Here is a 20,345-nt window from a genome sequence, read left to right on the forward strand (position 1 = left end):
ACGATAGACCAACGAGGCCGACCATTTCCACGGGCAAGACGAGCGTGATCCATACCAAGGTCCGTTGCCGCGAGATCACCGAGTCCGACGTCGAGAAGATCGCGGACTTGCTGACGCGCGGCTTCGTCGGCCGTTCACGCGAATACTGGATGCAGGGGCTGCGCCGGCAGGCCTTCCGGCCCGTGCCGGAGGGCTATCCGCGCTTCGGCTACATGCTCGACAATGACGGCGAGCCCGTCGGCGTGCTGCTGCTGATCTACACGACGCGAAAGCACGGCGAGGAGACCGCCATCCAGTGCAATCTGTCGAGCTGGTATGTCGATCCGGCCTACCGCAACTACGCTCCGTTTCTGACCAAGGTCGCGCAGCGGCACAAGGACGTCACCTATCTCAACATCAGCCCGGCGCCGTGGACCTGGCCGATCATCGAGGCCCAGGGTTTTCGCAATTATTGCCGCGGCATCTTCTTCTCGGTGCCGGCGCTGGCGCGCGCCCCACGCTGGAGCAAGATCGAGGTGATCTCGCAGCACGCCAAGACGATCGACGGGCTCTCCCAGGACGAGACCGAGCTCCTGACGCGGCATGCGCGTTACAATTGCCTCAGCCTCGTCTGCCGCACGCCGAAGGGAACGTTCCCCTTCATCCTGCAACCGGTGCGCATTCGCCGCGGCTTCATCGCGCCGCCCGCAATGAAGCTGATCTACTGCCGCAGCCCCGCCGAGTATGCCGAATGCGCCGGCCGCATCGGCCGGCTGCTGCTGCGGCTCGGCAAGATCTCGGTGGCCGTCGATGCCAACGGCCCGATTCCGGGCCTCGCCGGTATTTATACCGAGCGGCGCGGCCGCAAATATTTCAAGGGCCCGCACCGGCCGCAGCTCGCCGATCTCACGGATACCGAGCTCGTGCTTTACGGGCCGTAGGGGCACTGCGGCGGAAATTGTTGCGCGCTCGGCCAACTCTGGCTTGCAAGCGCCTCAGCACTCTCGCGGACCAAGCAAGTTCTCTTCATCGCCGGTCACCCTCCGTAAACTACTGCGCTTAAGGGAATTTTCCCGCCTCTTCGCTACCCTCGGCAGCGGAATTACGTTGCGTTAAGTCTATTGCCCGCCGAGATCATGCCGACCCCATGACATCGACCTGCGACAACGAGCTTGGTGCACCCCGCGAGCAGAGCCCGGAGGCCCTGGTCGCGCTGAGCCAGCTTGCGCTCGATCGCATGGAGCAAGGCGTCTGCGTCTACGATGCCGACAACCGGATCGTGCTGGTCAACCGGCGCTACCTCTCGCTGTTCGATCTGTCCGCCGAAATCGTGCGCATCGGCACGAGCTACCGCCAGGTGCTCGCGCACAGTGCGAGCCGCGGCAACTTCCCGGAAAGCGAGCTCGATGCGCTCTATTCGGCGCGGATCGCGCAGATCGCGGGCGGCAAGCCGTTCCGGACCGAGCAGCGGCTGGCGAGCGGCCTCGTCATGTCGCTGGAGCTCAAGCCGCTTCCCGGCGGCGGCTGGATGACGATCTGCGACGACGTCAGCCGCCTCGCCCGGCTCGAAGCAGAATTGCACGTGCAGACCGAACGCAGCCAGCATGCGCTCGCCAACATGTCGCACGGCCTCATCATGTATGACGCCGACAGCCGCGTCGTCGTCTGCAACGAGCGCTTCCTGAAGCTCTACAATCTCGACTCCGACATCGTGAAGCCCGGCGTCGCGCACAGCACGGCCATCGAACACTGGCTCTCGCGCGGCAACATGGCGGGCATGTCGGCGGAGGAATTCCACGTCACCAGGCTCCAGGACGTGCGTGCCCGGAAGGCGAAGACCCTGCTGGTGATGCGCTACGACGGGCGGATGGTGCAGGCGGTCTCGCGCTTCCTCCCCGACGGAGGCTGGGTGACGGTGCACGAAGACGTCACCGAACGGCTGCAATACGAGGAGACGCTGCGGCAGCAGAATTTCATCCTCGACGCGGCGCTGGAGAACATGGCGCACGGGCTCGCCTTCTACGACAGCGACATGCGCTTGCGCGTCTGCAACACCACCTATCGCAAGATCTATCTGCTCTCGCCGGAGGAAACGAGGCCCGGCACGCATCTCGGCGAGCTGATCGAGCGATCGATCGCGAACGGCGCGTTCGCCTCGGAATACAGCCCGCAGCAGATCCTGGAATCCGCTCGCGCGCGGATCGCGAGCCGCGACTGCTCGCCGATGCGCCGGCGCATGTCGAACGACACCGTGATCTCGGTCCGCTACTGCGCGCTGGCCGAAGGCGGCTTCGTCGCCACCTACGAGGACATCACCGAGCGCGAGCATGCAGTCGAGGAGCTGAGCGAGCAGTATCGGCGCTTCGATGCGGCCCTGAACAATATGAGCCAGGGCCTGTGCATGCTCGATTCGAGCCTGCGCGTGATCGTCTGTAACCGCCGCTATATCGAGATGTACGGCCTGTCGCCCGACGTGGTGAAGCCGGGCATCTCGATGCGCGAGATCATGGAGCACAGTTGCGCGCTCGGCATGCATCCGAACATGACCGGGGCCAAGCTCTATGCCGATTATGTCGAGCGGCTGCGCGAAGGCGAGCACACGCTGCACCGCCATTTGAGCGACGGCCGCATCATCAAGCTCAATCACAAGCGGATGGAGCATGGCGGCTGGGTCGTCACCTATGAGGACGTCACCGAGCGCCACAAGGCCCAGGCCCGCGTCGCGCATATGGCGCGGCACGACTCCCTCACGGATCTGCCCAATCGCACGCTGTTCCGCGAGAAGATGGGTGAAGGCCTGAACCAAGTCGCAATCGCCGGCGGGGCAATGGCGGTGCTGTGCTTCGACCTCGACAATTTCAAGACCGTCAATGACCGCCTCGGCCACGCCGCCGGCGACCGGCTGCTGCGCTGGGTCGCGGCGCGCCTGAAGGAGAATGTCGGCGAGCATGACACCGTCGCGCGCCTCGGCGGCGACGAGTTCGCCGTACTTCAGCGCGGCCCGCAGCCGCAATCGGCCGAAAAGCTCGCCCGCCGCCTGGTCGAGATCATCGGCCACCCGCCGCCGCTGGAAAGCCAGGCGATCCATGTCGGCGTCTCCGTCGGCATCGCGATCGCGCCCGATCACGGCTTGGACGCCGACGAGCTGATGAAATGCGCCGACCTTGCGCTGTACCAGGCCAAGGCCAAGGGGCGCGGCGCCTACCAGCTGTTCGAGCCCGAGATGGAGGAAGAGGCGCGCAGCCGGCACGCGCTGGAGCACGACCTGCGCCGTGCGCTGGAGTCCAGCCAATTCCATCTGGTGTTCCAGCCGCAACTGCGGCTCGATTCGTCCGAGCTCACCGGCTTCGAGGCGCTGCTGCGCTGGAGACATCCCTCGCGCGGCCTGGTCTCGCCCGCCGAGTTCATTCCGATCGCGGAAGAGAACGGGCTGATCGTTCCGATCGGCGAGTGGGTGCTGCGCACCGCCTGCGCCACCGCGGCGTCATGGCCCGACGTCACCGTCGCAGTGAACCTGTCACCGGTGCAATTCCGCTCGCGCGGGCTGGTGCCGCTGGTCACGAGCGCGCTCGCGGAAGCCGGCCTTCCGCCGCAGCGGCTCGAGCTCGAGGTCACCGAGACGGCGCTGCTCGATGACAGCGAGGCGACGATCGAGATCCTGCACCAGCTCCGCGCCCTCGGCGTCCGCGTCAGCCTCGACGATTTCGGCGTCGGCTATTCCTCGCTGAGCTATTTGCGCAAATTTCCGTTCGACCGCATCAAGATCGACCGCTCCTTCGTCGGCACGCTCGGCGAAAGCCCGGAGAGCGTTGCCATCGTCCGCACCATCGCAAGCCTCGGCTCCGTGCTCGGGGTCGAGACCACGGCAGAGGGTGTGGAGACCGAGGAGCAGCTCGATTTCGTGCGCGAATGCGGCTGCACCGCGGTGCAGGGCTATTATTTCGGCAAGCCGTGCCCCGCGGCGGAGGTCGGCCGTACCATCGAGACGCTGAACGCGGTCCGGCGCGTGGCGTAGCCTCCTCAAATTCCGCCTCTCGGCACACCTCCAAACGACCAATTGTCGCACACCTCGTTTCCGCCGGGATCGCTGCCTCGCCCATGCGAGCGATCCGTTCAATGCGCTTTTCTTCTCTCATGATTTCGAGGACAATCCCCTCATAACAACGAGAAACGGCGTTCCAACGAGACCGCTGCGAGGGAGGTGTTTCGATGTCGGGATACGGGCTGAAGACGATTGCCTTTGCCGCCATGCATGTTGTGGGCGCGTTGCTCGCGACCGCGGCCGGCGCGCAGGAGTATCCGAGCAAACCCATCACGCTGATCGTGCCGTGGCCGGCCGGCGGCTCGACCGACATCTCGATGCGCGCGATCGCCGACAGCGCCTCGAAGGTGCTGGGGCAGCCGATCGTGATCGACAACAAGGCCGGCGGCGGCGGCACGGTGGGACCGGCGACCATGGCCGCCGCAGCGAAGCCGGACGGCTACACCATCTCGCAGATTCCGATCACCGTGTTCCGCCTCCCCCTGATGCAGGAGGTGTCATGGGATCCGGCGAAGGACTTCACCTATATCGTCCACCTCACCGGCTATACGTTCGGCGTGACCACCAACGCGGAGTCGCAGTTCAAGTCCTGGAAGGACGTGGTCGAGTTCGCGAAGGCGAACCCGGGCAAGGTGACCTATGCGACGCCCGGCACCGGCACCTCGCTCCATATCGGCATGGAGCAGATCGCGGCGATGTCCGGCATCAAGCTGACGCAGGTGCCGTTCAAGGGCGGCGCCGAGACCAACGCTGCCGTGCTGGGACAGCACACGATGCTGCAGGCGGATTCGACGGGCTGGCGGCCGCTGGTCGACGCCGGCAAGCTCAAGCTGCTGATGGTGTGGACCGGCGCGCGGTCGCCGAACTACCCCGATGTGCCGACGCTGAAGGAGCTCGGCTATCCCATGATCTATGATTCCCCGTTCGGCATCGCGGGGCCGAAGGGCATGGATCCAAAGATCGTCGCCAAGCTGCACGACGCCTTCAAGAAGGCGGTCGAGGATCCCGCGGTGATCGCCACGCTCGCCAAATACGACATGGTGCCGAACTACAAGAACACCGACGACTACAAGAAGTTCGTCGTCGAGGTCACGGAGTCCGAGCGCAAGGTGATCGACACGCTTGGGCTGGCGAAGAAGTAAAGTTCTGCTGCCACACGCGCTGGCGTCATCCTGAGGTGCGAGCCGCGCTTGCGGCTCGCCTCGAAGGATGGATCGGGGCACCGCCGCCCTTCGAGGGCCGCTGAAGAAGCGGCCACCTCAGGGTGACGGTGATCGAGAGGTGCTTTGAATGAACGACCAAACCAACATCAAACTCCGCCTCTCCAATTCCGAGCTCTGGGGCGGGCTGATCGGGCTCGCACTCGGCGGCTTCGTGATCTGGCAGGGACTGAAGCTCAAGCTCGGCACCATCAACGATCCCGGCTCCGGCTATGTGCTGTTCTACACCGGCATCCTGATGTGCATGTTCGCGGGGTCCATCATCATCTCGGCGATCACCGAGGGCGGCCCGACCCTGGCCTCGCGCTGGGAGAACGTGCGCTGGAGCAAGCCGCTCCTCGTCATTGCCTGCCTCACCGCGTTCTCCTTCGCGCTCGAGCCGCTGGGATTCCTGTTGTCGTCGATCCCGCTGATGCTGCTGCTGTTGCGCCTGATCGATCCCGTGCGCTGGACGCTGGCGGTCCCGATCGCCGTGATGGTGCCATCAGGGATGTGGTGGGTGCTCAAGCGCCTGCTGTTGATTCAGCTGCCCTCGGGCCTGTTCGGGATCGGTTGACCGCATGGACACGCTTGCCAATGTCGCGCATGGGTTCGGCGTCGCGCTGACCGGGATCAACCTGCTCTACTGCTTCATCGGTGTCTTCATCGGCACGCTGGTCGGCGTGCTGCCGGGCATCGGGCCGATCTCGGCGATGTCACTGCTGTTGCCCGTGACGCTGTCGGGCACGCCGGAATCGGGCATCATCATGATGGCCGGCATTTACTACGGCTCGATGTATGGCGGCTCGACCACCTCGATCCTGGTCAACATACCAGGCGAGGCGGCCTCCGTCGTCACCTGTATTGACGGCCACCAGATGGCGAAGCGAGGCCGCGCTGGCCCTGCGCTCGGCATCTCCGCCTTCGGCTCCTTCATCGCCGGCACGTTCGCGCTGGTCGCCCTGATGCTGGTGGCCCCAAAGCTAGCCAGCATCGCGATCGCGTTCGGCCCGGCCGAGTATTTCAGCCTGATGGTGCTCGGCCTCGTCGTGCTCACCTTCCTGACCCAAGGTTCGATGCCGAAGGCGCTGCTGATGGCCTGCATCGGCGTCGTGCTCGGCCTGATCGGGCTCGACAGCATCACGGCGCAGCCGCGCCTCACCTTCGGCCGCATGGAGCTGATCGACGGCATCGGCCTCGTGCCCGTCGTGATGGGCCTGTTCGGCGTCGCCGAGGTGCTGCTCAACACCGAACAGGCGATCAAGCGCGACATCATCAACGCCAAGATCACCCAGCTTCTGCCTAACAAAGAGGACTGGCAGGCGAGCGCCGGCCCCGTGGCGCGCGGCACGCTGCTCGGCTTCCTGCTCGGCATTCTGCCGGGCGGCGGCGCGGTGGTGGCCTCGTTTGCGTCCTATGCGCTGGAGAAGCGACTGTCGAAAACGCCGGAGCGGTTTGGCCATGGCGCAATCGAGGGCGTCGCGGGACCGGAGTCCGCGAACAACGCGGCGGCCGGCGGCGCGTTCATTCCGCTGATGACGCTCGGCATTCCGCCGAACGTGGTGATGGCGCTGCTGCTCGGAGCCTTCGTCATCCACGGCCTGCAGCCGGGCCCGCTGCTGATCACGCAAAACCCCGGCCTGTTCTGGGGTATCGTCGCCAGCATGTATATCGGCAATGTGATGCTGTTGATCCTCAACCTGCCGATGATCGGCATGTGGGTGCAGCTCCTGAAGCTGCCCTACAACATCCTGTTCCCCCTGATCATCCTGTTCACGATCCTCGGCGTCTATTGCTCGAGCAACAACGTGTTCGACGTCTATGTGATGATCGCATTCGGCATCGTCGGCTACTTCATGCGCAAGCTCGGCTACGAGCCGGCGCCGCTGGTGCTCGCCTTCGTGCTCGGGCCGATGCTGGAGAACAATCTGCGCAAGTCGCTGATCCTGTCGCAGGGCGATCTCTGGACCTTCGTGCAGCGGCCGATCTCGGCGGCGTGTCTGACGCTGGCACTGGTGCTGCTGATCGCGCCGCTGCTGCCCGCGCTGCGCAAGAAGCGCGAGCTGGTGGCGCTGGATGAGGGGGCTTGAGACGCCGCGCCCCTCGCCGCTCCGCTCAAACTTCGTAGGGTGGGCAAAGGCGCGGATGCGCCGTGCCCACGATCTGCCTGAGTTGGAGAGAGGTGGTGGGCACGCTTCGCTTTGCCCACCCTACGGCATCTACGCAAGAGGCAAGATGCAATCACCCCTCGCCGGCCTCCAGCCGGTCGCGCAGAGCGCCGATCACACGATGGGCCGCCTCGATCTCCTTCACTGACAAGCCGTCCGCCAAGCCGTTGACCCAAGGGGCCTGCAGGCGGCCGGCGGCATCAAAGACCTGCCTGCCCTTGTCGGTGAGCACCACGAGCTGCGCCCGGCGGTGATGCGGATTGGTCTCGAAGGCAACGAGGCCATCCCGCTCGAGATCGTTGACGATCCGCTGCACATTCTGGCGATTGGCGCCGAGATTGCGCGCCAGCCAGGCCACGGGCTCCGGACGCTCGGCAGCGACGATCGCCCCCAGGATCTGCCAGCGTGCGCTGGTGAGGCCGAGCGCGGCGACCAGCCGGTCGCCGGCGGTCAGGAGCAGGCCGTTGACCCGGAATAGCTCGAGGATGAAGCCGGTCATGGCCTCGCCCGCCGGGGTCCGCTTGATTTTGCTCATTTGTAATGATTGTCCTATCTTGACATCATAATGTCAAATATCTATGTCACGTATTGTCGAATTGACATGATGATACCAATTTACACGGAGTGATGCCATGCCCCAGATGCGTCCGCTCGACCCGAGTTTTCCGATCGACCGCCAGATCGCGCTCGATGCCGGCCCCGTGGTGCTGGTCAATTTGTTCACACTGGATGCCGCGGATGAGCAGGTCTTCCTGAAGAGCTGGCAGGACGATGCCGCCTTCATGAAGCGGCAACCGGGTTTCATCTCGACCCAACTCCACCGCGCGATCGGCGACAATCCGACCTATCTCAACTACGCGGTCTGGGAGACCAATGCGCATTTCCGTGCGGCGTTCACCCACCCGGAGTTCCGCGCGAAGATCGCGGACTATCCGGCGTCCGCCGTCGCAAGCCCGCATCTATTCCAGAAGGTCGCGGTGCCGGGGGTCTGTGTGGCGTAGGTGCAAACGTAGGGTGGATTAGCCGAAGGCGTAATCCACCTTTTCTCGCGCGGCGACAAAAGTGGTGGGTTACACCGCCGGCCTGCGCTTCGCGCAGCCGCCGGCTAACCCACCCTACGATGTCTCAGCTTGCCGCCGGCAATACGCTGTCGGCCGCCACACTCCACGGCCGCTCGGCCGAAGCAAGTCCGATTAGACGGCCCTGGATGTAGTCGCAGCCCCAGTCGCGCAGCATGTTGGCGGCTTCTTCGTCCTGCACCCATTCGGCGACGGTCTTGATGTCGAGGCGGCGGGCGAGGTCGATCAGGGTCTGGACGAAGGCGCGGTCGTCGGCGGAGTGGGTGATGTTCTGCACGAAGGCGCCGTCGATCTTGACGATGTCGACGCCGAGCTTGCGCAGGTTTCGGAACGAAGTGTAGCCGGCGCCGAAATCGTCGATGGCGATGCGGCTGCCGAAATTCTTCAGCCGCGTGACGAAGCCGCGCACGTCATCGATGTCCTGGATCGCGACCGTCTCGGTGATCTCGACGATCAGCCGCTCGGCGACGCCGGGATGGGCCAGCATCAGCGACTCGATTCCCGCCCACCAGTCCGGATCCATGGTGGTGTCGGGCGAGATGTTGAGGCTGAGGCTGACATCGGGCGCGGCCGCAAGCTCGGCGACCACAAGCTCTAGCACGCGGTGATCGACCAGGCGGATGAGACCGAGCCGCTCGGCGACCGGCACGATGTCGGGTGCGAGCAGCACCTGGCCGTCGCCCTGGTCCATCCGCACCAAGCATTCGTGGAATGCACGCTGGCGCGAGACGGCTGCAACCACCGGCTCGTAGGCAAGCTTGATGCGGCGCTCGTTTAGCGCGGTGACGATCTCGTCGGTGACGCGGATGTTGACGCGACGCTGCGCATCACGCGTGGCATCCGGACGCCAGGCCGCAAACGAGCCGGCGCGGCGGCGCTTGGCGGCATCCAGCGTCTCATGGGCGCGATTGACCGCCTCGTCGGTATTGCGGGCATAGCGCGGCAGGCTCACCGCGCCGATCGAGGCGGTGACCGAGACCGGACCGGATTTCGTCGGCACCACCTCATCGCGGATGCCGGCGAGGAAACGCTCGGCGGCGACGTTCATGTCGTCGATGGTGCAGTTCTTCAGGATCAGGCCGAACTTGTTGCCGGAGAAGCGCCCGAGCACGTCGCCGCCGCGCAGGCGCGAGCGGATGCGCTTGGCGATGTCGAGGATGACCGCGTCGGCAACATCGAAGCCGAAAGCATCGTTGACGCGGGCCAGATGATCGATGCCGACCAGCATGAAGGCCGCGGTCGAGCGGAAGCGGGTCGTCTCCTCGATCGCCTCGGCCAGCGCCGCGATCAGATGGGAGCGGTTGAGTTCGCCGGTCAGCGGATCGAGCCGGGCGAGCTTGGTCAATTCCTCGTCGCGGGCGTGGCGTTCATTGTTGATGCGGATGGAGCCGATCGCGCGCGTGGGGCGGCCGTCGGCGCCGGCAAACCAGCGGCCAGTCTCCTCGATCCAGACCACGGGGTCGGAGGCGTTCATGCGCACGCCGTACTCGACGCGGTAGGCCGTGCCGTCGGTGCCGTGCACGGGGGAGGTCTGCGCCAGTGCCGCGGTCCGCAGTGACTGCGCGGGCTCGATCAGCTTGGCGAATTCGGCGCCGGTGGCGAGCCGCTCAGGGGGGATGCCGGGAAAGACGGCGCTGACCTGCTCGCCCCAGACGATGGCATCGCTGGCGATGTCCCAGGCGAACACGGCCTGACCGAGGGCGGCCAGGATGTCGGAGGCTTGCGGCAATGCGGGGGTCAAAATCGCCTCATTTCGGGACAGCAGGGAGTCCTGAGCCGGCACAGGATAGAGCCAGATTCGCCTTCGACCCTAGGCAAAGTTGATAAACAATTTGGAAACCACGTTGTGAAGTGACCAGGGAACCAAACCGGCCCGCCCGGCATAGGCCTTGCGAGTACTGACACGCACCGGCGGTTCGCGTCCCGAAACGCGACAGTGCCGCCGGATCAACGGTGATCGCGATGTTGAGTACTGATCGATCGGATGAGGCGGCAGGCAGCATGGGCACGGCCCTGGTGCCGCTGATCCCGACTGTGCAATGGCTCCACAAGGTGCCGCTGGCCCGCCCCGATCCGAGCTTCGTCACTCAGTTGATCGCCAACGCCGAGCACCTGCCCCAGGCCAGTCGGCTCCGCCGCGCCTCGTCCGAAGATGCGCGGATAGCCTATGGCAGCAAGCGCCCGCTCGGAAGCGTCACCGCCCGCACGCGGCAGGTGGCTTGAGATTGATTTGAAGTGAGACGGCGCTTCTTACCTCTCCCCGCCTGCGGGGAGAGGTCGGATCGCTCTTGCGATCCGGGTGAGGGGGTACAGGTCCCACGGCTATATCGTCCGTGGAGAGAGGCCCCTCACCCCAACGCTCTCCCCGTAAGAAGGGGCGAGGGAGCACACTGTCGCCGCGGTGAGATGCGAGCGAATGCAGAGAAATCAGCGCGGCGGCGCGTCGGGGGACGGCGGCGTGCCGTTGCCCGGCTGCAAATGCGGCGAGGGGATTTCCGGCGACGGCGGGCTCGCCGGCTTCGGCGCCGGATGGTCCATCAGCACGGATTCGGCGACCGACTGCGCGGTGGGCGCGGGCGGCGCGGCCGGCGTTTCCTGCTGCGTGGAGACCGGCTCGAACTTGGGCTCGGCCACAACTTCATCGGCCGGCGGTTCGGCCCGGCGCTTGGCCTTGCGCGGCGCCGGTACTGTCGTCTCGGCGACATAGGTGACGCGGCGGCGCGTGCGCTGGGCGATGCCGCCGAGGAAATCGGCCATCGCCAGCAGCACCAGCAGGAAAAAGGTGGAGTTGCCGAATTTGGGCCACATCACGAATTCGGCAGCAGCAGCGCCGAATATGATCAGCGACAGCAGATGATCCATCAGGAATTTCGAGCCGGGCCGCGCGCCCTTGACCACCTCGAGCAGCAGCAGCACGACGCCGAGCGCAAGCAGGAGATCGGCGAGCGTGACCGGCCAGGTCTCGCCCGTGATCATCGGCACCTTGAACAGCACGTCCGAGAAGGACACGCTGGGCATCAGGAAGGCGATGATGTTGTAGACCGCGAGCGGAATCAGAAGCAGCGGGAAACCGACCATCGGCGAGATGCCTTCTCGATCAAGATATCCAGACAGGACAATGCGGCGGCGAAGCATTGGCTCCGCCGCCGTCACTGCCATATCTCATGGGTTGGCCGCAATCAGGCAGGCTTAATCATCCTGCCCAAAGATAAGGTCCTGAACTCAGGACTCTTTCTTCTTCAGGACCTGACGGCCCTTGTACATGCCGGTCTTGAGGTCGAGATGGTGCGGACGACGGAGCTCGCCGGAGTCCTTGTCTTCCACATAGGTCGGCTTCTTGATGGCGTCTGCCGAGCGGCGCATGCCACGGCGCGACGGCGAGGTTTTTCTTCTCGGAACGGCCATTTCAATATCCTCTAGGGATTGGTGTTATCGGGGCATCGTCCGGGAAGGGACGGCTCAGCACCCGCAATACGAGGCGAGCTGAATGCCGATCAAGGCCGGGCTTATAGAGGAAGGTTGGCCGTAAAGCTAGGCTCTTGGACCGGAAAATACGTCCGAAAAGGGCCCGAAATCAGCGATTTTCCCGCCAGCAGGTCACAAGCGAGCTCGCCTGCCCCCTCGCCATATAGGTGGCCGCCAGCCGCCGGACACCCGGTCCCGGGGTCCGGGCGCTGCGTTTGACCGGATTCGGCAGGATCGAGGCCAGAAGCGCGGCCTCCCGGGGCGAGAGGTTTTCGGCCGATTTGCCGAAGGCATAGGCGCTGGCCGCCTCCACCCCAAACTGGCCCTGGGGGCCAAGCTCGGCGATATTGAGGTAAATTTCGAGAATCCGGGCCTTGGGCAGCACCAGGTCGATCCACAACGCCAGCGGGAATTCGAGCGCCTTGCGGACGAAGTCCCGCCCCTGCCAGAGAAACAGGTTTTTCGCCACCTGCTGGGTGATGGTGGAGGCGCCCCGGAACGCGGTGCCATCCTCCCTCGCGTCGTCGATCGCCTCGCGCAGCGCGCCCCAATCGATGCCGTGATGCTTGCAGAAATGGGCGTCCTCGGCCGCGACCACCGCGCGCGGCAGATAAGGCGACATGTCGGCCAGATCGATCCACTCCCGCTGCATCGGCGCGCCCCGCAAGCTGCGCCAGGCCATCAGCGTCGAAACCGGATGGCCGGTGCGGTAGAACGGCGCGATCACATAGGGCGCGAGGACCACGACCGCGAGCACCACCAGCAGGATTTTGACGATGCGCAAATCGACCTTTCCGGCACAAACTGAACCGCGGCCACGGGCTGGACCATTAAGTCTGTGATAATTCGGGCCTTTTCCAGCACTTTTTAGGCCTTCCAAACGATTGACTGGGGCGGGCGCATAAAGGATTGTCCCGCCGAATTTTAGTTCTGGAGCCTTTCTTGATGACCGGCACGTCCCCGTCCGATTTCGCCAAACGTCTGGACAAGACCGCTGATGACACCGAAGCCCTGCTCGGGCGCCTGCTGTCGGACGACATCCTGCCCGATGAGATCGCCCGGCCCAAGCGACTGATGGACGCAATGCGCTATTCGAGCCTCAACGGCGGCAAGCGCCTGCGGCCGTTCCTGGTGGTCGAAAGCGCAGCGGTGTTCGGCGTGCCGCGCGAAGCCGCGCTGCTGGTGGGCGCCGCGCTCGAATGCATCCACTGCTATTCGCTGATCCATGACGATCTGCCGGCGATGGACAATTCGGACCTGCGCCGCGGACGTCCGACCCTGCACAAGAAGACCGACGATGCGACCGCGATCCTTGCCGGCGACGGCCTGCTCACGCTCGCCTTCGACATCGTTACCCGCGACGAGATCCATCGCGACGCCAATGTGCGGCTGCTGCTGACGCGCGCGCTGGCGCGCTGCGCCGGCATCGGCGGCATGGTCGGCGGCCAGATCCTCGATCTCGCCGGCGAAGGCCGCTTCGGCGGCAACGAGCCGATCGACGTCGCCCGCATTCAGCAGATGAAGACCGGCGCGCTGCTGCGCTACGGCTGCGTCGCCGGCGCGATCCTCGGCCAGGCCTCGCAGAAAGAATATCAGGCGCTCGACGATTACGGCCGCGCGCTCGGCGAAGCCTTCCAGATCGCCGACGACCTGCTCGACGTCGAAGGCGATGCCGCCGCGCTCGGCAAGCCGGCCGGCGCCGATGCCGCGCTCGGCAAGACCACCTTCGTCACCCAGCTCGGCATCGAAGGCGCCAAGCAGCGCGTGCGCGACCTGCTGGCGCGGGCCGACAGCGCCGTGTCGATCTTCGGCGACCGCGCCGCCGTGCTGCAAGCCGCCGCGCGCTTCGTCGCCGAGCGGAAGAGCTGACGTAGACCGATGGCGGTCGAGGGCAAAGAAGACCCCGTCCTCGTCCGCTTCCGCAAAATGTCGCGGCCGGTGCGGCTGATCTATGCACGGCCGCGGACCTTCATCGCGCTCGCGGCCGGCATCCTGGTCAGCCTGCTGCTGCCGGGCTCGCACCGGCTGGTAACGCGGCTGCTGTTCGGCTGGGATGCGCTGATCGCGGTCTACCTCGTGCTGGTCTATGCGATGATGCTGTGCAACGACCACCAGCACATCCGTCGCGCCGCCGCGATGCAGGACGACGGCCGCTTCGTGATCCTGCTGGTGACGGCAATCGGCGCCTTCGCCAGCATCGCGGCGATCGTCTCCGAGCTCGGCACGCCACATCGCGGGGTGCTGGAGCTGACCATCGCGATCACCACGATCGCACTGTCATGGGCCGCCGTGCACACGACCTTCGCGCTACACTACGCCCATGATTATTACAGGAACGCCAAGCCGGGCGGCCTGCAGTTTCCGAGCGGCGACAAGGAAGACCACGCCGACTATTGGGACTTCGTCTATTTTTCCTTCGTGATCGGCATGACCGCACAGGTCTCCGACGTCGGCATCACCGACAAGACCATCCGCCGCACCGCCACCGCGCATGGCATCGTGTCCTTCATCTACAACACGGCCTTGCTGGCGCTGACGGTCAACATCGCGGCGAGCGCAATTTCGGCTTGACGTCGTCCCGGCGAAGGCCGGGATCCAGTGGTGTCAGCGGCAAACCTCGACATTGGCGTCGTTGCCAGGACCGCCGCCGCCGCGAAATTCGAGATGGCAGCCGCGGCTGACCGGACGGCAACCGCCGCTGTTGCAGAACACCTGCCCACCCGAGGGACGGCTGGCACCGGCGGCGGCAGCAATGCCCGCAGCGGCACCATAACCGCCCGCAGCCGCACCGCCGGCCTGGCGACGCTGCCGGGCGGGTCGTTCATCGCCATCATCGCGCTTCGCGGTCGCGGGCTTGGCCGGCTTTGCCGCGCGCTGCTTCTCGCACTCATTGTCGTCGTTGACCGCATAGCCCTCACGGCAGACGATCTTCGTACACTTGTCGCCGTCGGCCTTGAAGCCGTGCTCGCAGACCAGCGGGCAGATCCGCGACGGTTTTGACTTGACCACGTCGAGCGCGTCGGTGCTCGCGACCTTCACGTCGAGCTTGGTGCCCGCATAGCGGTTGAATTGCGACAGCGAGCGCTGCGAGGACGTATTCCAGTTGCCGTCCGCCTGACCGGAGTAGCAGCCGACCCGGCCAAGCTCGGTCTGCACCGAGCGGCTGAGATCGGCTGGCGTCACCGCCGGCGTCAGCGAGGCCACGTTGGTGCCGGCCGGGCTCGCGGTGCTGGCCGGCGCGGTGCCAGGTGCCGCGGCGGCGAGATTGACGCGCTGCTGCTCGGCGGCGGCCGCCTGCTGCTGCGCCTGCTCCTTGGCCTTCTGCGCGGCGAGCTGCGCCTGCTCGGCGGCCTTCGCATCGGCCGCAGCCTTGGCCTGCGCATCCTTCTGCGCACCGAGAGCGGCAAGACGATCGCGCTCGGCCTCGGCCTGCTTCGCCTTCTCGATCGCCGCCGCATGGGCCTGCTCGGCCTGGATCTTGTCGATCTGCAGCTTGGCGAGATTCGCATAGAAGCCGTCGGGATGTTGAGCGAGGAAGGCTTCCCACGCCGGCTTGTTGCCGACCTGGAGCGCGAGCTCGTAGTCGCGGCGGATGTCGGCCTGCGGATTCGCCACAGGCGCTGCGGCCACCGCCTTGACCGGCACCAGCGGGACGTCGTCGCCGCCGAGCGAGCCATAGACGAACGGCTCCTGCTTGTTGCCGGTCGACTTGAGCACGTCATCGCGCACGAAGCCGAAAGCACGGCGGACATCGAGGCCCGGCGTCGTCAGATGCTTCGACAGCGCAACCGTGAAGGGACTGTTGGCGCCGTCGCCGTCCTGCGCCGTGAAGCCGGCCTTGGCCGAATAGGCGATCAGCGTGTTGGGGCTGGTCGGCTCGACCTGGGCAAGGCCGCGGCCGATGCCGCGCGAAGCAATCGTGCGCTTCATGGTCTTGCCGAACGGATTGTCGCGGCAGGCGTCCAGGATCACGAGGCGGAGCTGCTTGGCGGGCTCGACCGCGACCAGGACGCGGTCGAGGGACAGCGCCTCGTCGTAGACATCGGTGTCGCGCTCGAGCTTGGCGTCGACGGGGATCAGATAGTTGGAGCCTTCGACCTCGATGCCGTGACCGGCGTAGTAAACCACGGCAATGTCGGCACTGCGGGTCGCGTCGGCAAAGTCGCGCAGCACACGCCGCGTATCCTGGGCGGACAAATCGTGGCGGGACTCGACGACGTCGAAACCGGCCTCCTTCAGCGTCTTGGCCATCACCGCCCCGTCATTGACGGGATTGGCGAGCGACGGCGCGTGCTGATAGGCCGAGTTGGCGAGCACCAGCGCGACGCGCTTTCCGGCAAAAGCGGGATCAGTGCCAAACAGCAGCGCGGCAGCAAGAAGAAGCGGACAAAGTCTGAGCAGATTGCGCATGACACGACTTCCGAAGTTCAGGGCCATCGGGGTCCCTTTGGGATCGCTTTAGCAGGACCAATCGCCGGCGCTTGTGATGGAGGTCACGAAGGCGGCTTCGACGACAGGCCGAAAGACCCTCTATGTTTGTCGCGCCAGCGCGGCCGGGGTTCGGCGACACAAGCGGGGCGCGGGCTGGGTTCCCTCTAGGGATCGCCGACATGCCCCCGATATTGCGGCAGATCGTCCGTAATCTCGTGCCAGGGCGCCTTCGACCCCACGAAAATATGGGCGCTCGGCCGGATCGAGGGGGTATCGACCAGGGTTCCCATGGCGACATGGACCCATTTCCCCTCGCGCACGCGGGAATAAAGCAGCGAGCCGCAGCGGGCACAGTGGGCGTCATGGGTGGTGTCGTCCCCGTAGATCATGCGCTGATCAGCTCCCCGCACGATGCGGAGCTTGTCCTGCGCGATGCCGGCGAACGGCTTGAAGGCCGAGCCGGTGGTACGGCGGCAATTCGAGCAGTGGCAGTTCATCGCATAGGAGAACGCGTCGGCCACCTCGAAGCGTACCGTGCGGCAATAGCATTCGCCGCGCAGGATACTAGCGTTCGAATTTTCTGATCCGGTCATGGCGAGGCCTGCGCGCAAATGGCTGACACACCCATAGCGCATTTTGATGTGTACGACTAAGTTCCGACCAAGCCATCATGCAAAGGGATGACCCATGAGCCAGAACCGTTCGAGCGTCGAAGCCGTCGTGCAATCCTATTTTGACGGGCTCTATGAAGGCGATGCCGAAAAGCTCGGCGCCATCTTCCATCCCTCCGCCGATCTGCGCTGGGTCGAGAAGGGCGAATTGCAGGTGCTGACAGTGCCGGACTGGCTCGATCGCGTGCGCAAGCGCCCCTCCGGCAAGGCCGAAGGCAAGCCGCGCGAGGATTTCATCGTCACCATCGATCGCTCGGACGACAAGACCGCCTTCATCAAGGTCCGCTGCCAGCTGCCGCCGCGCTATTTCACCGACTATCTGGTGGCGATGAAGCTCGCCGACGGCTGGCAGATCGTATCGAAATCGTACAGGTATGATCTGAGGGAGTGAGGAAGCACTCTCGCGCTGCCCGAATTCGGACGCGCTTGCCCCCCATTCTCCGTCATTGCGAGCGCCACTCTCGCCGCGTCATTGCGAGGAGCCCTTGCGACGAAGCAATCCAGAATCCCTCCGCGGAAACGGGCTGGATTGCTTCGTCGCTTCCGCCTTCGCTCTGCGAGCTACGGCGGACAAGTCGCTCCTCGCAATGACGACGCGGATGCAGCATCCGCTACATTTCCCGCCTCCACTCACCTGAAAGTCACCATGCATCTCGACCGTCGCTCCCTGCTCGCCTCGCTCTGCTGGATCGCCGCTTCTCCCGCGCTTGCCGTGGAGGCGCCGCCGGAGCTCGAAACCTATGAGCGCGACAGCGGCGGGCGGATCGGGCTCTATGCGGAAAATCTGGCGACCGGCAAGAAGCTCGCCTGGCGGGCCGACGAGCGGTTCGTCATGTGCTCGACGTTCAAGGCCTCGCTTGCGGCCTGTGTGCTGGCGCGGGTCGATCGCGGCGAGGAGCAGCTTGCGGCCATGATCCCCTACGGCCAGGCCGACCTGCTCGACTACGCGCCGGTCGCCAAACAAAATCTCGCGGCCGGCAGGATGTCGGTCGCCGAGATGTGCAAGGCCATCGTCGAGCTCAGCGACAACACCTGCGCCAATCTGCTGCTGGCGCGGATCGGCGGGCCGGCCGCGCTCACGGCGTTCTGGCGATCGCTCGGTGACACCACCACGCGGCTCGACCACAACGAGCCCGAGCTCAACCGTTCCCGGCCCGGCAATCCCCAGGACACCACGACGCCGGCCGCGATGGCGAATAATCTGCGCCGGCTGGTGACGGGCGAAGCCTTGTCGGCGCAATCGCGCGTCCAGCTCACCGACTGGATGGTGAACTGCAAGACCGGCGCAAACCGGCTGCGCGGCGGCCTGCCGGCGGACTGGACCATCGGCGACAAGACCGGCAACAACGGCAAGGATGCGTCGGGCGATATCGCGGTCGTCTGGCCCAAGCTGGACAACAAGCCGGATGCGCCGATCCTGATCGCGGCCTATACCCAGGGCGGCACGCCGAATGGCGCGCAGATCGCGGCCGCATTTGCCCGCATCGGACGCATGGTGGCGGAGCGGCTGGCGTAGGGCTACCGCATTGACCTCATGTTGACCTCCTGGCCGCTTCCGGGTGAAGACAGGCCATGATCGCAGCGAAATTCCAGACCTTCCTGATCCTGCTCGCGGTGCTGGCGGGCACCGCGCTGGTCGCCCGCCGTTTCAACATTGCTCCTGCGATCCTGCTGATGCTCTCCGGTGTCGGCCTCGCCTTCGTGCCGGGCATGCCGCCGGTCGAGCTGCCGCCGGAACTCGTGCTGCTGATGGTGCTGCCGCCGCTGATCTACTCGGCGAGCGTCGCCATGAGCTGGCGCGAGTTCAGGAACAATCTGCGGCCGATCGTGCTGCTCGCGGTCGGCGCGGTGATCTTCACCGCGGCTCTGGTGGCGGCCGCCACGCATTATCTGATCGGCCTACCCTTGACGGTGGGCTTCCTGCTCGGGGCCATCGTCGCGCCGCCCGACGTGGTGGCGCCGCTCGCGATCGCGCGACGCCTCAACATGCCGCGGCGGCTCCTGGTCATCCTCGAAGGCGAAGGGCTCGCCAACGACGCCACCGCACTGATCCTCTACCGCTTCGCGCTCGCCGCCATCATGGTCGGACATTTCTCGCTGCCGCTGGCGGCCGGCGAGTTCCTGCTGATCGTTGCCAGCGAGATCGCCTTCGGCATCGGCGTCGGCTGGCTCTCGCTGCGCTTCCGCAAATGGTCGAGGGATCCCCAGGTCGAGCTGACGCTGTCGCTGATCACGCCTTACGTCTCCTACTGGCTGCCCGAGCATGTCGGCGGCTCCGGCGTGATCGCGACCGTCGCCTGCGGCCTCTATGTCAGCTGGAACGGCCCGCTGCTGATCTCCTCGGCGACGCGCCTGCAGGGCATCTTCTTCTGGGACCTCATCATCTACCTGATCGAGGGCCTGCTGTTCCTGCTCACCGGCTTCCAGATGCGCGCGCTCTACGAGAAGTCGAAGGCGTTTCCGCTCGACGACATCCTGATCGCGACCGCCGTCGTTCTGACGATCATCGTGACCGCGCGCTTTGCCTGGCTCTATCCTGCGACCTATCTGCCACGGATCCTCTCCAAATCGCTGCGCGAGCGCGACCCGTCGCCGCCATGGCAATGGCCGTTCGTGCTCGCCTTCACCGGCGTGCGCGGCGCAGTATCGCTGGCGGCGGCGCTGGCGCTGCCGTTCACGCTGCCCGGCGGCGAGGCCTTTCCTTATCGCGACCTGATCCTGTTCGTCGCCTTCGGCGTCATCTTCGTGACGCTGATCGGCGTCGGCCTGACGCTACCGCCGGTGGTGCGCTGGCTCGGCGTCGCCGAGGCAGGCCGTCACGAGCATACCGCCGAGCACGAGGCCGAGATCGCCGCGCGCCGCCAGGCGCTCGAGGCCGCGCTGAAGTCGCTCGATGCGTTGACCGCGGAAAAGGAAATCTCCGACGAGGTGATGCGGCTGCTGCGCGCGCGCCACGAGATCCGCGTCAACCAGCTGCCGGATTCACTCGATCCCGCCCATCATGACGTCTCCGCCGCAGGCACCGCACTGACCCGCAACCTGATCGAGGCCGAGCGCAAATTCATCCACGACCTCCTCCGCGACGGCCAGATCACCGACGAGACGAGACGGCGGATCGAGCGGGATCTGGATCTGGAGGAGGCGAGCCTGGCGAACCGGGAGTATCGAGGCGGGCCGCTGTAACCCCCCTCGCCACAATCGTTTGTCGTCCTGGACAAACGAGCGGAGCGAGCGCCGATCCAGGACCCATTACCACAGGATTGAGTTTGGCGAAGGCTCGCGGTTGTCAGTTCGCAACACGACTTCTCGTC

19 protein-coding genes are annotated in these 20,345 nt (G+C 65.5%); 12 read left to right on the forward strand and 7 right to left on the reverse strand.

Annotated elements, in window-relative coordinates; all coding sequences use genetic code 11:
* Nucleotides 1–44 precede the first annotated feature (44 nt).
* The 5 genes from XH79_RS09320 to XH79_RS09340 all read left to right on the forward strand — a co-directional run bounded on the left by XH79_RS09320 (nucleotide 45) and on the right by XH79_RS09340 (nucleotide 7,310).
* Nucleotides 45–920 (forward strand): acyl-CoA acyltransferase, encoded by an 876-nt coding sequence (locus XH79_RS09320; RefSeq protein WP_212340523.1) that lies wholly within the window; start codon nucleotides 45–47, stop codon nucleotides 918–920.
* A gap of 206 nt (nucleotides 921–1,126) precedes the next feature.
* Nucleotides 1,127–3,994 carry a PAS-domain containing protein gene (locus XH79_RS09325; protein ID WP_271581486.1) on the forward strand — a complete coding sequence of 956 codons (2,868 nt, stop codon included), beginning with the start codon at nucleotides 1,127–1,129 and terminating at the stop codon, nucleotides 3,992–3,994.
* 194 nt (nucleotides 3,995–4,188) lie between these two features.
* Nucleotides 4,189–5,163, forward strand: coding sequence for a tripartite tricarboxylate transporter substrate binding protein (locus XH79_RS09330; RefSeq protein ID WP_271581487.1), 975 nt, complete (start codon nucleotides 4,189–4,191; stop codon nucleotides 5,161–5,163).
* 148 nt (nucleotides 5,164–5,311) lie between these two features.
* Complete coding sequence (locus XH79_RS09335; protein WP_271581488.1) at nucleotides 5,312–5,797, forward strand: tripartite tricarboxylate transporter TctB family protein; 486 nt, start codon at nucleotides 5,312–5,314, stop codon at nucleotides 5,795–5,797.
* Nucleotides 5,798–5,801: 4 nt separating this feature from the next.
* Complete coding sequence (locus XH79_RS09340; RefSeq protein WP_212340516.1) at nucleotides 5,802–7,310, forward strand: tripartite tricarboxylate transporter permease; 1,509 nt, start codon at nucleotides 5,802–5,804, stop codon at nucleotides 7,308–7,310.
* Between the two features lie 151 nt (nucleotides 7,311–7,461).
* On the opposite strand, the gene XH79_RS09345 is transcribed toward XH79_RS09340, so the two are convergent.
* On the reverse strand, nucleotides 7,462–7,923 hold the full coding sequence (locus tag XH79_RS09345; protein WP_212340507.1) for a MarR family winged helix-turn-helix transcriptional regulator: 462 nt from the start codon (nucleotides 7,921–7,923) through the stop codon (nucleotides 7,462–7,464).
* Between the two features lie 97 nt (nucleotides 7,924–8,020).
* On the opposite strand from XH79_RS09345, the gene XH79_RS09350 reads away from it, so the two are divergent.
* Nucleotides 8,021–8,389 (forward strand): antibiotic biosynthesis monooxygenase family protein, encoded by a 369-nt coding sequence (locus tag XH79_RS09350; protein ID WP_212340506.1) that lies wholly within the window; start codon nucleotides 8,021–8,023, stop codon nucleotides 8,387–8,389.
* A 124-nt stretch (nucleotides 8,390–8,513) separates the two neighbouring features.
* On the opposite strand, the gene XH79_RS09355 is transcribed toward XH79_RS09350, so the two are convergent.
* Nucleotides 8,514–10,208, reverse strand: a complete 1,695-nt coding sequence (locus XH79_RS09355) for a bifunctional diguanylate cyclase/phosphodiesterase (protein WP_271581489.1) — start codon at nucleotides 10,206–10,208, stop codon at nucleotides 8,514–8,516.
* A 221-nt stretch (nucleotides 10,209–10,429) separates the two neighbouring features.
* Between XH79_RS09355 and XH79_RS09360 the strand changes: the two genes are divergently transcribed.
* Nucleotides 10,430–10,690, forward strand: a complete 261-nt coding sequence (locus XH79_RS09360; RefSeq protein ID WP_212341520.1) for a hypothetical protein — start codon at nucleotides 10,430–10,432, stop codon at nucleotides 10,688–10,690.
* Nucleotides 10,691–10,894: 204 nt separating this feature from the next.
* On the opposite strand, the gene XH79_RS09365 is transcribed toward XH79_RS09360, so the two are convergent.
* The 3 genes from XH79_RS09365 to mtgA all read right to left on the reverse strand — a co-directional run bounded on the left by XH79_RS09365 (nucleotide 10,895) and on the right by mtgA (nucleotide 12,716).
* Complete coding sequence (locus XH79_RS09365) at nucleotides 10,895–11,545, reverse strand: hypothetical protein (protein WP_212340499.1); 651 nt, start codon at nucleotides 11,543–11,545, stop codon at nucleotides 10,895–10,897.
* A gap of 144 nt (nucleotides 11,546–11,689) precedes the next feature.
* The gene (gene rpmF, locus XH79_RS09370; protein ID WP_007598106.1) at nucleotides 11,690–11,872 is read right to left on the reverse strand and encodes a 50S ribosomal protein L32; all 183 of its coding nucleotides are present in this window, start codon (nucleotides 11,870–11,872) and stop codon (nucleotides 11,690–11,692) included.
* A gap of 169 nt (nucleotides 11,873–12,041) precedes the next feature.
* Nucleotides 12,042–12,716, reverse strand: coding sequence for a monofunctional biosynthetic peptidoglycan transglycosylase (gene mtgA / locus XH79_RS09375; protein ID WP_271581490.1), 675 nt, complete (start codon nucleotides 12,714–12,716; stop codon nucleotides 12,042–12,044).
* A gap of 161 nt (nucleotides 12,717–12,877) precedes the next feature.
* Between mtgA and XH79_RS09380 the strand changes: the two genes are divergently transcribed.
* Together XH79_RS09380 and XH79_RS09385 are read left to right on the forward strand one after the other, a co-directional pair.
* Nucleotides 12,878–13,801 carry a polyprenyl synthetase family protein gene (locus XH79_RS09380; protein WP_271581491.1) on the forward strand — a complete coding sequence of 308 codons (924 nt, stop codon included), beginning with the start codon at nucleotides 12,878–12,880 and terminating at the stop codon, nucleotides 13,799–13,801.
* Between the two features lie 9 nt (nucleotides 13,802–13,810).
* Nucleotides 13,811–14,503 (forward strand): DUF1345 domain-containing protein, encoded by a 693-nt coding sequence (locus XH79_RS09385; protein ID WP_212340494.1) that lies wholly within the window; start codon nucleotides 13,811–13,813, stop codon nucleotides 14,501–14,503.
* A gap of 33 nt (nucleotides 14,504–14,536) precedes the next feature.
* Here XH79_RS09385 and XH79_RS09390 read toward each other — a convergent pair whose 3' ends face one another.
* Both XH79_RS09390 and XH79_RS09395 read right to left on the reverse strand, forming a co-directional pair.
* Entirely contained in the window at nucleotides 14,537–16,342 is a 1,806-nt protein-coding gene (locus XH79_RS09390) for a caspase family protein (RefSeq protein WP_271581492.1), read from the reverse strand.
* Between the two features lie 185 nt (nucleotides 16,343–16,527).
* A complete protein-coding gene (locus tag XH79_RS09395) occupies nucleotides 16,528–16,956 on the reverse strand; it encodes a GFA family protein (RefSeq protein WP_271581493.1) in 429 nt (142 codons plus the stop codon).
* A 94-nt stretch (nucleotides 16,957–17,050) separates the two neighbouring features.
* Here XH79_RS09395 and XH79_RS09400 point away from each other — a divergent pair, with 94 nt between their 5' ends.
* The 3 genes from XH79_RS09400 to XH79_RS09410 all read left to right on the forward strand — a co-directional run bounded on the left by XH79_RS09400 (nucleotide 17,051) and on the right by XH79_RS09410 (nucleotide 20,217).
* Entirely contained in the window at nucleotides 17,051–17,425 is a 375-nt protein-coding gene (locus XH79_RS09400; RefSeq protein ID WP_008540543.1) for a nuclear transport factor 2 family protein, read from the forward strand.
* Nucleotides 17,426–17,680: 255 nt separating this feature from the next.
* On the forward strand, nucleotides 17,681–18,550 hold the full coding sequence (gene bla / locus XH79_RS09405; RefSeq protein WP_271581494.1) for a class A beta-lactamase: 870 nt from the start codon (nucleotides 17,681–17,683) through the stop codon (nucleotides 18,548–18,550).
* A gap of 56 nt (nucleotides 18,551–18,606) precedes the next feature.
* Nucleotides 18,607–20,217 (forward strand): Na+/H+ antiporter, encoded by a 1,611-nt coding sequence (locus XH79_RS09410; RefSeq protein WP_271581495.1) that lies wholly within the window; start codon nucleotides 18,607–18,609, stop codon nucleotides 20,215–20,217.
* Nucleotides 20,218–20,345: the final 128 nt, after the last annotated feature.

Origin of the sequence: Bradyrhizobium sp. CCBAU 45389 (assembly GCF_028128625.1) — a bacterium.
Classification (GTDB): Bacteria; Pseudomonadota; Alphaproteobacteria; order Rhizobiales; family Xanthobacteraceae; genus Bradyrhizobium; species Bradyrhizobium liaoningense_B.

Coding starts and splice junctions, on each gene's coding strand:
- rpmF (WP_007598106.1), bottom strand. CDS start 11,872: ATGGCCGTTCCGAGAAGAAAAACCTCGCCGTCGCGCCGTGGCATGCGC.
- XH79_RS09335 (WP_271581488.1), top strand. CDS start 5,312: ATGAACGACCAAACCAACATCAAACTCCGCCTCTCCAATTCCGAGCTC.
- XH79_RS09380 (WP_271581491.1), top strand. CDS start 12,878: ATGACCGGCACGTCCCCGTCCGATTTCGCCAAACGTCTGGACAAGACC.
- XH79_RS09340 (WP_212340516.1), top strand. CDS start 5,802: ATGGACACGCTTGCCAATGTCGCGCATGGGTTCGGCGTCGCGCTGACC.
- XH79_RS09365 (WP_212340499.1), bottom strand. CDS start 11,545: ATGGTCGGTTTCCCGCTGCTTCTGATTCCGCTCGCGGTCTACAACATC.
- XH79_RS09330 (WP_271581487.1), top strand. CDS start 4,189: ATGTCGGGATACGGGCTGAAGACGATTGCCTTTGCCGCCATGCATGTT.
- XH79_RS09395 (WP_271581493.1), bottom strand. CDS start 16,956: ATGACCGGATCAGAAAATTCGAACGCTAGTATCCTGCGCGGCGAATGC.
- bla (WP_271581494.1), top strand. CDS start 17,681: ATGCATCTCGACCGTCGCTCCCTGCTCGCCTCGCTCTGCTGGATCGCC.
- XH79_RS09400 (WP_008540543.1), top strand. CDS start 17,051: ATGAGCCAGAACCGTTCGAGCGTCGAAGCCGTCGTGCAATCCTATTTT.
- XH79_RS09350 (WP_212340506.1), top strand. CDS start 8,021: ATGCCCCAGATGCGTCCGCTCGACCCGAGTTTTCCGATCGACCGCCAG.
- XH79_RS09360 (WP_212341520.1), top strand. CDS start 10,430: ATGTTGAGTACTGATCGATCGGATGAGGCGGCAGGCAGCATGGGCACG.
- XH79_RS09325 (WP_271581486.1), top strand. CDS start 1,127: ATGACATCGACCTGCGACAACGAGCTTGGTGCACCCCGCGAGCAGAGC.
- XH79_RS09390 (WP_271581492.1), bottom strand. CDS start 16,342: ATGCGCAATCTGCTCAGACTTTGTCCGCTTCTTCTTGCTGCCGCGCTG.
- XH79_RS09345 (WP_212340507.1), bottom strand. CDS start 7,923: ATGAGCAAAATCAAGCGGACCCCGGCGGGCGAGGCCATGACCGGCTTC.
- XH79_RS09385 (WP_212340494.1), top strand. CDS start 13,811: ATGGCGGTCGAGGGCAAAGAAGACCCCGTCCTCGTCCGCTTCCGCAAA.
- XH79_RS09410 (WP_271581495.1), top strand. CDS start 18,607: ATGATCGCAGCGAAATTCCAGACCTTCCTGATCCTGCTCGCGGTGCTG.